This is a genomic window from Pedobacter sp. CAN_A7 (assembly GCF_015752175.1).
Taxonomy (GTDB): Bacteria; Bacteroidota; Bacteroidia; order Sphingobacteriales; family Sphingobacteriaceae; genus Pedobacter.
Genome location: NZ_JADOUW010000002.1, coordinates 284,691 through 297,096 on the forward strand (window position 1 = coordinate 284,691; position 12,406 = coordinate 297,096).

7 protein-coding genes and 1 tRNA gene are annotated in these 12,406 nt (G+C 39.9%); 7 read left to right on the top strand and 1 reads right to left on the bottom strand.

Annotated features, from left to right (window positions below; translation table 11 throughout):
- Positions 1-18: 18 nt before the first annotated feature.
- The 7 genes from metG (at position 19) to IWX76_RS07470 (ending at position 11,195) form a co-directional block, all read left to right on the top strand.
- Positions 19-2,127, top strand: a complete 2,109-nt coding sequence (gene metG, locus IWX76_RS07440) for a methionine--tRNA ligase (RefSeq protein ID WP_196860024.1) — start codon at positions 19-21, stop codon at positions 2,125-2,127.
- A gap of 6 nt (positions 2,128-2,133) precedes the next feature.
- Positions 2,134-2,205: transfer RNA gene (locus IWX76_RS07445), tRNA-Arg, on the top strand.
- Positions 2,206-2,465: 260 nt separating this feature from the next.
- Entirely contained in the window at positions 2,466-3,026 is a 561-nt protein-coding gene (locus IWX76_RS07450) for a hypothetical protein (RefSeq protein WP_196859280.1), read from the top strand.
- 33 nt (positions 3,027-3,059) lie between these two features.
- Positions 3,060-4,406, top strand: coding sequence for a Gfo/Idh/MocA family protein (locus IWX76_RS07455; RefSeq protein WP_196859281.1), 1,347 nt, complete (start codon positions 3,060-3,062; stop codon positions 4,404-4,406).
- 84 nt (positions 4,407-4,490) lie between these two features.
- Complete coding sequence (locus IWX76_RS07460) at positions 4,491-5,822, top strand: DUF3472 domain-containing protein (RefSeq protein WP_334641457.1); 1,332 nt, start codon at positions 4,491-4,493, stop codon at positions 5,820-5,822.
- 442 nt (positions 5,823-6,264) lie between these two features.
- Positions 6,265-9,474, top strand: coding sequence for a TonB-dependent receptor (locus tag IWX76_RS07465; protein ID WP_196859282.1), 3,210 nt, complete (start codon positions 6,265-6,267; stop codon positions 9,472-9,474).
- 11 nt (positions 9,475-9,485) lie between these two features.
- The gene (locus tag IWX76_RS07470; protein WP_196859283.1) at positions 9,486-11,195 is read left to right on the top strand and encodes a RagB/SusD family nutrient uptake outer membrane protein; all 1,710 of its coding nucleotides are present in this window, start codon (positions 9,486-9,488) and stop codon (positions 11,193-11,195) included.
- A gap of 44 nt (positions 11,196-11,239) precedes the next feature.
- Here IWX76_RS07470 and IWX76_RS07475 read toward each other — a convergent pair whose 3' ends face one another.
- Positions 11,240-12,328 carry a phosphotransferase enzyme family protein gene (locus IWX76_RS07475; RefSeq protein WP_196859284.1) on the bottom strand — a complete coding sequence of 363 codons (1,089 nt, stop codon included), beginning with the start codon at positions 12,326-12,328 and terminating at the stop codon, positions 11,240-11,242.
- Between the last annotated feature and the right edge of the window lie 78 nt (positions 12,329-12,406).

Here is a 12,406-nt window from a genome sequence, read left to right on the forward strand (position 1 = left end):
AAAATAATAAAAATAGTTTTGGATAACAGTAAAATAAAGAGATATACCGTAACAGCGGCTTTACCCTATACAAATGGTCCGGTTCACATCGGTCACCTGGCAGGTGTATATTTACCGGCAGATACCTACGTTCGTTTCCTTCGTGCTAACAAAAGAGATGTCAAGTTTATTTGTGGTTCTGATGAAAACGGCGTGCCTATTACATTAAAGGCTAAAAGAGAAGGGGTAAGTCCGCAGGAGATTGTTGATAAATACCACAAGATCATTGGCGATTCTTTTATGGAATTCGGCGTATCTTTTGATATTTATCACCGCACGTCCTCGTTAACACATCACCAGACGGCTTCAGATTTTTTTGAGAAGTTATATAAAAAAGGTGTTTTTACTGAAGAGGTCACCGAGCAATATTATGATGAAACGGCACAAAGCTTTTTAGCCGACCGTTATATTACAGGTACTTGTCCGAAATGTGGTAACGAGAACGCTTATGGTGATCAATGTGAGAACTGTGGCAGCACGTTAAATGCAACGGACCTGATTAACCCAAAATCTACCCTATCGGGTGAGCCTCCGGTGCGCAAAGAAACCAAAAACTGGTTCCTGCCATTGGATAAATACGAAGAGCAGTTACGTACCTATATCGAAAGTCATAAAGAATGGCGTCCAAATGTTTACGGACAATGCCAAAGCTGGTTAAATGCAGGTTTGCAGCCAAGGGCGATGACCAGGGATCTGGACTGGGGCGTAAAAGTTCCGGTGAAGGATGCAGAAGGTAAAGTGCTTTATGTATGGTTTGATGCACCTATTGGTTATATTTCGGCAACAAAAGAGTTGTTTGAATATGCCAGACTGGATGTGTGGAATCCAAAAGCTGACGAATACTACATCAATCAAAATGAAGTAGAAAAAGGAAACTGGGAACAATACTGGAAAGACGACTCGACTAAACTGGTTCACTTTATTGGAAAAGACAATATTGTTTTCCATTGTATCATTTTCCCGGCCATGTTAATGGCGCACGGCGATTATATTTTAGCCGACAATGTTCCGGCCAATGAATTCCTTAACCTGGAAGGACAAAAGATCTCTACCTCTAAAAACTGGGCGGTATGGCTTAACGAGTACCTTGTAGACTTTAAAGACAAGCAGGATGTACTTCGTTATGTTTTAACAGCAACAGCGCCAGAAACGAAGGATAATGACTTTACCTGGAAAGATTTCCAGGCGAGGAACAATAATGAACTGGTTGCCGTATTGGGTAACTTTATTAACCGGGTAGTGGTGTTAACGCACAAGTACTTTGATGGCCGTGTGCCGATGTTGATGGATATAATGCCTGAGGATCAATTAGTGATTGATGAATTGGCTGCTGCACCTGCAAAGGTGAGTGCGTCGATGGAAAACTACCGTTTCAGGGAAGCTTTAGGTGAGGTCATGAATGTGGCACGTTTAGGTAATAAGTACCTGGCGGAAACAGAGCCCTGGAAAGTAATTAAAACTGACGAAGATCGAGTGCGCACCATCCTGAACATCAGCTTGCAGATTGTGGCAACGCTGGAGGTTTTAATGGAGCCATTTTTGCCTTTTACTGCTGATAAACTGATGAAGATGTTAAATTACGGTGGTAATTTATGGGAAGATGCAGGTAAAATGGACTTGTTACCTCGTGGTCATCAGATTAACGAAGCAGCTTTATTATTCGAGAAGATTGAGGATGAAGCGGTTCAAGCACAAATCGATAAGTTGAACCAGAGTAAAATTGATAATACTATCGCGAATGCGGTTGCTGCTCCGGCAAAGGAGAACATACAGTTTGATGATTTTAGTGCGATAGATATCCGCGTAGCGACGATTATTGCGGCAGAGAAGGTGGAAAAAACCAAGAAGCTGCTGAAGTTAACGCTTGACACGGGTATCGACCAGCGTACAGTGGTTTCGGGCATTGCTGAGTATTTTATGCCTGAAGAGGTGATTGGCCAGCAAGTAAGTGTGGTAGTAAATCTTGCTCCGAGAGAAATTAAAGGAATACTATCACAAGGAATGATATTAATGTCTGAAAATTCAGATGGAAAACTTACTTTTGTGGCACCTGTACAAAACCATAGTAACGGTAGTGTAGTGCGGTAAGTGATTGGTCCCGTAGTTCAACGGATAGAATAGAAGTTTCCTAAACTTTAGATATGAGTTCGATTCTCGTCGGGACCACAATTAACACATAACAGCGCATTTAAAACGGCTTTTCTGATTCAGGAAGGCCGTTTTTGTTTTAGTCATTTATACAAAACAGCAGTTACTAGACAACCTATCCGACAACCACATGTGTTTTCACGGTTCAAAACTCATCTACCTTCTCGATGAATGCTTAGACAAACGTTTGCGTGGTATTTACCAAGCAATATTTCTGCACTTATTTTTGAAAACTTTACCTTGGATTGCTTAAATACCAGTAAAGAACAAATAAAAATATGTTAAGAAGATCCCTTTTTAGTATGCTCTTAGGCAATTCTGAAGGCACTGCTGTAACACAGGAAACTGTGACCGGGATTGATATGCCCGCTTATTTAAAAACGGAAAATATCATGCCTCTGGTTAAGGAATTTGATGAAATCATATCTGGTCAGGAATTCGAGCTGAAGGTTTCTACGGCGCATGCTTTCAAAATCAGCTGGTCCTCTACTTCCGACACATTAATTACATCGCATTTGCTGCTAGGCACAAAAGCAGCTGCCGCCAACGTAAAAGTACCTATTGAACTTGGGCTTCATGCGGACGGCTACCTTTTTATAGGTGGTATAAAGGATAAACGGGTGTTGAGCTTAGAAAAGGGAAGTCAGCATTTTCAGCTGGAAGTTCATCCGCAGGGGGAGAACTCGACTTATGCAAAACTGACGCTGAGAGATCATTACGGCCTGACTCTAGCCACGGTAAAGAATAGCGATTATTCAACGGAAGACTGGTCGGGCAACCTGCTTAACATGGGTCAGAACTTAATGCATTTAAAAATAGAAGGAAGCATACTAAAATAAATATTATCCAAATACAACCTGAATATACAAATTATGAATAGAAGAAGCTTTGTTAAAGCCGGCGCACTAACGGCAGCGGCGCTCGCGGTAATGCCAGAGGAATCAGCATTTGCCAGTATTGCTAACGAGAAAATTAAAGTAGCAGTAATTGGGGTTGGGTTAAGAGGACAAAATCACTTGAATTTGCTCTTAAACCGGTCTGACGTTGATGTAGTAGCTATTTGCGATATTGACGCTGGTATGCTGGAAAGGTCTAAAGCCATCATTACCAAAAGCGGCAAACCCATGCCGAAAATTTACACCGGTGATGAAAATGAATGGAAAAAGATGATCCAGATGAAAGGCCTAAAAGCAATTGTAATTGCTACGCCCTGGGAATGGCATAAACCGATGATCATCGGATCCTTAGAAGCTGGGATTAAATATGTAGGTTCTGAAGTGGCCATCGGAATTACCTTACAAGATCACTGGGATGTAGTTCATGCTGCGGAAAAGCATGAGGCACAAGTAATGATGCTGGAGAATGTATGTTATCGTAGAGATGTACTTGCGGTATTAAATATGGTTCGCCAAAACGTATTTGGAGAAATCATACATCTTCAGGGTGGTTACCAGCATGACCTGCGGAACATCAAATTCAATGATAGCAAAGGTGGTAAAGGCGTTGAGTTTAATGAGAAAGGTTTTTCTGAAGCACAATGGAGAACGAATCATTCAATCCATAGAAACGGCGATTTGTACCCTACGCATGGCGTTGGACCGGTAGCCCAGTGTATTGATATTAACCGCGGAAACCGCTTTGTGAAAATTAACTCTTTTGCAACAAAAGCAAGGGGCCTGCACAAATATATTGTAGACAATGGAGGTGAAAATCATCCAAATGCCAAAGTAAAATTCCGTTTGGGTGACATTGTGACCACGACCATTGATTGTGCAAATGGGGAAACGATTATCCTGCAGCATGACACAAACTCTCCTCGTCCTTATTCATTAGGATTCCGGGTACAAGGAACACAAGGTATATGGATGGACCTGAACAAAGGGGTTCATATCGAAGGCATCAGTAAGCCACACCAGTGGGATAAGGCAGAAGATTGGTTTGCAAAGTATGATCACCCACTTTGGAAAAAATATGGTAAAGATGCCCAGGGTGCAGGTCATGGCGGAATGGATTTTTTCGTATTACATGCTTTTATTGAAGCTGCGAAAAGAGGTACCACAACCCCACTAGATGTTTATGATGCTGCCGCCTGGAGTGCCATCACCCCTTTGAGTGAGCAATCTATAGAACTTGGTAATGAAACCATTGAATTTCCCGATTTCACCGGCGGAAAATGGATGACCAGAAAACCAATTTTTGCGTTGAACGACGATTATTAAGTCTCCTTTCTATGACGTATGAAAAGTATATAGTCAATTATAAATGTTGAGGAGACTAGGCACTTAATTTAAAAAATTAGTTTTATGAACAAGCATTCAAATTTGCGAAAGCTACTCTGCATGTCAGCTGGTGCAATTATAATCGCATTTGCTGGAATGGGATTTAATTTTAAGTCTGTAAACAAAACAATTGAATTAACAACGATTGAAGTTCCTGTTGCAGGAAATACCTGGAAGACCAATAATGAAGAATTGGGTGGAACAATTACCGACGATGGGATTGTAAACTGGACAGATCAGCACGCTGAATTCAAAACTTATATTAGAAGTGCAAAGCCAGGACGCCTGGAAGTTTGGATTAAATTAAGCGTTCCGCAAGGAAAAAGCCAAATTGAAGTAGCTGGCCCTGGAAGATCGGTAAAGATTAATGTCGAAGGAAATTCTGTAAAGGCATATTCTACCGGAACCTGGTTAATTACCGATACTGGATATTTAAATTTTAAGATTAAGGGTCTTTCCAGGACAGGAAGTAAGTTTGCTGATGTTTCGAGTTTCCAAATACGTGGAACCAACGTTGATGACATCACCTTCGTCAAAAATAATGAAGGAAATTTTTACCATTGGGGTAGAAGAGGACCATCTGTTCACCTGAACTATATTCTGCCTGAAGACCTTCAGGCAGAATGGTTTTACAATGAAGTTAAAGTGCCTGTCCGGAATGACGTTATTGGGTCTTATTTCATGGCCAATGGCTTTGGAGAAGGATACTTTGGCATGCAGGTAAATTCAGCCACAGAAAGAAGGATTTTATTTTCCGTCTGGAGCCCTTTCACTACTGATGATCCTGATAAAATTCCGGAGACACAAAAAATCCGCCTGCTTGCTAAAGGTAAAGATGTACATGTCGGTGAATTTGGAAATGAGGGCTCAGGCGGTCAGAGTTATTTAAAATATAACTGGAAGGCTGGAGTCAACTATAAGTTTCTATTACATGGCCGCCCTGAAGGAGAAAATCACAGCATCTATACTGCTTATTTCTATGATCCTGAAAAGGAAAGTTGGATGTTAATCGCCAGTTTCAGCAGACCGGATACCCGGACATATTTAAAACGCTTGCATTCTTTTTTAGAGAATTTTGTGCCTGATCAAGGTCATGTGGAAAGGCAGGTAGAGTTTACAAATCAATGGGTTCGAAGTAGCGCAGGTAAATGGATTGAACTCCATAAAGCAAGATTTACCGGAGATAATACCGCAAGGAAAAAGTATAGAATGGACTATGGCGGGGGCATCCATCAAAATTCATTCTATCTGCGCAATTGTGGCTTTTTCAATGATTATACTGAGTTAGGTCAGGTCTTTGAAAGACCTTTAAGTGGTCAGGCTCCTGAAGTAAAGTTCGACGACCTTCCTAATTAGAAACGCTATCCCTAATTAAAATCTATGAGCCACTGCTGGCTAAAAACAGTTATAAATGAAATGATAATTTTTGAAATAATTCAAAAATTTAGAAAACTCATTAGGCATTGGTGCCGTCAACAAACGTTTGCGTAGTGTTTACTAACCTATAGTCATACTGATAGGGCTACATTAGTTCAACTAAATAGCAATTATCTAGTTTGCACCTAAAAATTCATAAACTTAAACCAAAAAAATATGAGAAACTACTGACTGAGCCTAATTAGGCAAAAAAAAGCATCTAAAAACCAACTAAATGCATTAAGAACAACTATTTAACCTAAATTTTTCAGTTCAAATGAATAATTTCAACCAAAACCAACGCGTTTTGACACAGAATATGCGGAAAATAAAACCCTTCAATAAATTTTTTATTACGTTGAAGGTTATTGCAATCTGCACCATGTGTCTATCCACTCTGGCGAATGCAAAAGCCATTCCCCAACCGATTAAATTAAATCTTAAATCTGTACAAATTAACCAAGTCTTAAAAGAAATAGAAAAACAATCTGGATACACTTTACTATATAAAGCCGAAGACCTACAAGGGATTAAAAATATTGATGTCAACATCAATGAAAATTCAATCAATACCGTACTTCAACAGTTATTTGCAGACCTTCCCCTGGCGTATACTATTGAAGGTAACACGATAGCCATCAATACAGAAGACCTTCTACAGGAGCGTATTTCTGGCACTATTAAAGACCTAAATGGTGGGCCAATTCCAGGCGCAACAGTTAGGGTGAAAGGCACCAACCGAGTGACGTCTACCAATACTGAGGGCTATTTTACTATAGAAGCAAAAATTGGAGATATCTTAACGATTAGTTCTCTTAACTATAATGCCAAAGAAGTTACTGTAACAGGTGTATCTCTAGGAGATATAACCATTACGGAATCAAGTGAGTCATTAGAGGAGCTGGTTGTTGTTGGGTATAGCGTTCAGAAAAAAGAAAGCCTTACCGGTGCTTTAAGTACCATTAAAGGGAGCGAACTAAAAAACATTACTTCGCCAAATGTACAAAATATGCTTTCTGGCAAAGCCCCTGGGTTATTTGTTGCGCCAGGCTCAGGAAGACCAGGATCAGCGGGAGCGGTTATCATTCGTGGACAAGCCACGTTGAACGGAACAACGAGCCCGCTTTGGGTAATCGATGGTGTTATTATAGGGTCTAGCCCTGGAGATCTAAATCCAGATGACATTGAAGGACTAACCGTTTTAAAAGATGCGGCATCAACTGCTATCTATGGTTCTCAAGGTGCCAATGGTGTAATCATCGTGACGACTAAAAGAGCCAAATCCGGACAGATGATCATAGATGTTTCTTCAAAAGCTGGTTTTACTACCCTTAACAACGGTAATCTGCAAGTGATGGATGGCGCGCAGTTATATGATTATTTTTCTTCGTTTACCAATGCAAGTACCATTAGTTTTCCACGCTGGAATCCAGATTTACGCAACAGTAACTTCGACTGGTGGAATTTAGCGACCAAAGAAGGCGTTAATCAAAGTCATAATATCTCTTTACAAGGTGGAACAGAGAAACTACAATCATTCTTATCAGTAGGGTATTATAAAGAAACAGGAGCTGTTAAAGGATATAATTACGATCGTTATAATTTTAGGCTAAATACTGTTTACAAACCTTTTAGCTGGTTAACCGTTAAGCCGTCTTTAGTTGGTGCTCGTCGTGGAGTAACAGATCGTCAATATTCTGTAACTTCCATGTATTCAAATCTTCCATGGGATAGCCCATATGATGCTGACGGAAATTTAGTGCCACACCGTTCCAGCGCTTGGGTAAATAGTGTATCTACAAACTACCTGTATGACCTGCAGTGGGACCATTCTGCAAATAACAACAATGAATTCATGGGGAATTTTGATTTTGATATCAATCTTACTAAGCAGCTTACTTTTTCTTCTGTGAATAATTATAGGTTCAATACCTATTCTGCTAGCGGTTACACAGACCCCCGTTCAAATGGTGGAATTAGCGTTAACGGGCGTATAACAGAATACAGATCTGAATATACCCGTCGCTTTACTAATCAAATGTTGCGTTATACCAACAACTGGGGTAAACATAGTTTAAACGCCCTGGCAGCTTACGAATTTAACGATTACCGCAGCAAATCTTTAGATGTATACGGAACTGGTTTATTGCCAGGGTTTGAAGTACTGGATGTGGTATCTAAACCTGAAAGAACCAAGGGAGGGATAAGTGAATGGGCAGTACAATCGCTGCTTTTTAATTCAAATTACGCCTATGATGGTAAATATTTGGCACAGGTATCACTTCGTAGAGATGGGGCTTCTAATTTCGGTAAGAAATATGGTAATTTCTTCTCTGTTAGTGGTGGATGGAATATCAATCGCGAAGATTGGTTTAAAGCAGATTTTATCAATTCCTTAAAAGTTCGTGCTTCCTTTGGTACTGTAGGTAATCGCCCTAGTTCGTTGTATCCACAGTACGATTTATATTCTGTAAATCCAGCCGCTGGTTACAATGGTATTCCGGGTCTTTTGATTAGTCAGATTGGCAATAGAGACCTCACCTGGGAAGAAACTTATACCAGCGGAGCAGGGTTGGATGTTGCGGCGTTCAACAATAGATTGAGATTGAACGTAGATTATTATATCAAAAACACAGATAACATTTTGTACAATGTTCCTATTACAGGTTTAACTGGCGTAACAAGCATATGGCAAAATGTTGGTAAAATGCAAAACAAGGGTATAGAGATTGCACTTGGCGGCGATGTGATCCGTACTGATAACCTGGTGTGGAGCCTGGATGTGAATATTGGTACCAATACCAATGAACTTACCGATATCTTTAAAACCAGAAATGCGGACGGAACTTATACAGCGAAGCCGATCATTAGAGGTGATGATTTGGGTATAGCAGGCTCTGCAAGCCGGAGGCTAGAAATTGGTTTACCTATTGACACTTATTATATGCGGGAATGGGCAGGTGTTGATCCAGAAAATGGCTTGCCGCTTTGGTACAAAGTAACCAGAGATGCGAATGGCAACGAAACAGAAAGAACAACAACCTCTAAATATGCAGAGGCTACCCAGGAAAAGCTCGACAAGGCCTCTCCAGATGTGTTCGGCGGTATCACTACTTCCTTAACATGGAAGAAATTTGATTTAAATGCGGTATTTGGTTACTCGATTGGTGGCAAACTGTATAACTATTCTCGTCAGGAATACGATTCTGATGGAACTTATACAGATAGAAACCAGATGCAATTGATGGATGGCTGGAACCGTTGGCAGAAACCTGGCGATATTGCAACCCATCCCAGAGCACGATATGGTAACCAGGATTTAGGAAATTCTACCTCTTCACGTTACCTGGAAAGCAATGACTTTTTTAGAATGCGTTCCTTAGCATTAGGGTACAATTTCGACTTAAAAAAATATAATGTTAGGAATTTAAGAGTTTTCTTAGCTGGTGAGAATTTATTTGTACTTACAAAATATTCAGGGGTTGATCCGGAAATACCAGTTAACGATGGTGAAACGATCTTATTTTCAACAGGGCCAGCGGTTTATCCTATGACCAGAAAATTCATGTTAGGACTTAATGTTTCATTCTAAAAAATATAAAAATGAAAAAGATATTAACTATCATCTTTGCAATAATTACCCTGTCTTCTTGTGAGCTCGATAGAGAACCCTATGGGTCAATGAAATCTGAAAGTATTAATCAGAATCCAGAAGAAGTAATTGATGGTTTACTTAATGGCGTATATGCCCAGCTAAAAGCTTGGTCAGATCCTATGCATCGTCTGGGCGAATACGCCGGCGACAACATCATGATCAGAGGATCTTCTACTGATCCATTTTATGAATTCATCTCCTTTGCCAGAACCCCAAATAATGCAAGGCTATCTACTTTCTGGGACAGTGGCTACAAGGCCATCGCTCAGGCTTCCAATATTATTAATTTGGTTCCGCAAGGTAAAAACGCTACGCTAGATAGTAAATTAGGAGAATGTTACTTTGTTCGAGGAATGATGTATTTTTATCTGGTTCGCGCTTATGGGCGTCCCTATTATCAGAGTCCGGAAACCAATTTAGGTGTACCCATTGTTAATGGTACGCCTGAAGACGTTATCAATTTAAACTTGCCTGATCGGGCAACGGTTAAGGCAACTTATGAGCAAGCCATTGCGGATCTGAAAAAAGCAGAAGAGTTGATCTCCGTAAATAAAGGACCTATTTTTGCTTCTAAAGAAGCTGCACAGGCCATGCTTTCAAGGATCTACCTTTATATGAGTGGAACTTATAATAATCCAGATCCTACGTATAGCCAACTTGCCGTAGATTATGCGAATAAAGTGATCAATGGTTCAAACTATAATCTATTGCCTAGAGATCAATTCATGAAATACAACACCTTCCTACCGGAGAGTAATCGCGAAACCATTTTTGCCATTAAACGTGTTGCATCAGAATATTCTGGTTCTGATCATTATTATGGTATTGGTGGCATGTATTCCAATATTGGCGGACAAGGCTGGGGAGAAATGTATGCAAGTGCCAAACACATTAGCCTGTTAAACGAAACAGGGAGGAATGACTGGCGACCAGAAAAATATAAAATAGTGGATGCCAGGGCTGCATTTATCGAACCTACTTATTCAAAAACTACAACAGGAGCCTATACCGAAGTCTTTAGATTTATTAAAGATGATACTGGGAATGTGCTAAACTATGTACAAGCTACTATAACAAGAAGCGGGAATACAATTACCTGTAAAGAGGGCGCTGATGTGTATACACTTACACCTGTGGATGCCACGCAAGAGATTTACACTATAAATTACAAAAATGGTAAAACCTACACAGGAGTGATCGACAATTTTATTACATTAAATCGTGCTTTCCCTCAATTCTATATTATAAAAGCTTCTCGTGAAGGAGAAAATTCGCAGTTACACTCTCCAGTACTTAGCAGGTTGGGTGAAGTATACCTAAATAGAGCTGAAGCATATGCCAAATTACAAAGGTTTGGCGAAGCGCTTGCGGATTTAAACACCATAAGGACACGCTCCATTGTTAATGGCGGTTATGCTTCTTTAGATGCTTCAAATGCAGGAGACTTAATTGATAAGGAAAGACAATTGGAATTGGCCTTTCAGGCAGAGCGTAGTTTTGATGTGTTCCGTAATGGAAAGCCGCTTACCCGTGCTTACCCAGGTCCTCAGAGCCAGACTGAAAGTATAACAGCTACAGATTATAGGGTTGTTTATTACATTCCTCAAAGTGCAATCAATTCATACCCAGGAAAATTAACGCAAAATCCTACTAATTAATTAAGATAATGGCGGGCAGCTAAATAGCTGTTCGCCATTATTTTTTAAGCGATGTTATGTTTAATGGGCAGGTTGCTTATGATGGTGTCTAAGATCTGTTGAAAACGCCCCTCAGCAGCATGATAGCTATCCAATAATGCAAATTGATTATTTGCCCGCACCAGATTATGTTCAGGATACGTTGTATGGTAATAGATATCACCATTTAGATAATCCGTCAAAAAACGTAATGCTTGCATATATATCATAAATTTTCCAGCATACACGAAAAGGTTTCGTTCCATCTCGGTAATCACCGTTCCCATTTCAGAAAAGTAACCCTCTACAATTGCTTTAAAAATTTCTTCTCGTACTACAATCTTTGTGATATCCCGCTCCTCCTCATTATAAGGCGACAGGTAGGTGCGCATCATATCCCCTATGTCGCTGATACAATAGCCTGGCATCACCGTATCAAGATCAATTACGCATAATCCATTACGCGATTCGTCGAATAAAATATTGCTTATTTTAGTGTCATGATGGATGACCCGAAATGGAATGAGTTTATCCTTCACAATATTTTCATACGTCAAAGCAACATCCTGATATAAATTGGCCTTTTCTATGGCTTCTCTTGCCACTAACATCCGTTCAGGGTCTGCCGTCTTCACGGCCTGCCTAAATTGATTATAGCGGGTTGTAAGGTCATGGAAACCCTTAAAGGTATAAGTTAAATGATCTACGCTAAAGTCTGCCAAAAGGTAGGTGAATCTGGCAAATTGCTGGGCTGCTTCAAAAGCCTCCTGAGTAGATTTAACCGTGTCGATTGTGATTGAATTTTTCACATAGGGAAATAGGCGATAGTATTCATCATTATCTTCTATAATGTAACTGCCGTCTGTAGTTGCCAAAGGCGATACAAAAAGATATTCGGGGTGGTGAAGATCTAGATATGCACCTATTTTGCTGATATTATCTGCTATATCCTGCGGTGTTTTAAACACGTTTTTATTAATTTGCTGCAAAATAAATTGGTCTGATTTTTCCCCATCAGTTACTTTCCAGGTTCCATTGATTAAGCCTCCACCAAATTTTTGGATGTGGTAATTTGTTGCTTCGAGGCCAAACTTGCTTAGGATATTATTTAACATTCAACTGTTTTTAGACTTAAACAAACGTAATTAATTTAATACTAAATGCTTAACACAAGCGTTTGCGTAATTTTTTAT

What these genes read in the sequence shown, in the direction of transcription:
- IWX76_RS07450 (WP_196859280.1), top strand. Translation starts at nt 2,466, where the DNA reads ATGTTAAGAAGATCCCTTTTTAGTATGCTCTTAGGCAATTCTGAAGGC.
- IWX76_RS07455 (WP_196859281.1), top strand. Translation starts at nt 3,060, where the DNA reads ATGAATAGAAGAAGCTTTGTTAAAGCCGGCGCACTAACGGCAGCGGCG.
- IWX76_RS07460 (WP_334641457.1), top strand. Translation starts at nt 4,491, where the DNA reads ATGAACAAGCATTCAAATTTGCGAAAGCTACTCTGCATGTCAGCTGGT.
- IWX76_RS07465 (WP_196859282.1), top strand. Translation starts at nt 6,265, where the DNA reads ATGTGTCTATCCACTCTGGCGAATGCAAAAGCCATTCCCCAACCGATT.
- IWX76_RS07470 (WP_196859283.1), top strand. Translation starts at nt 9,486, where the DNA reads ATGAAAAAGATATTAACTATCATCTTTGCAATAATTACCCTGTCTTCT.
- IWX76_RS07475 (WP_196859284.1), bottom strand. Translation starts at nt 12,328, where the DNA reads ATGTTAAATAATATCCTAAGCAAGTTTGGCCTCGAAGCAACAAATTAC.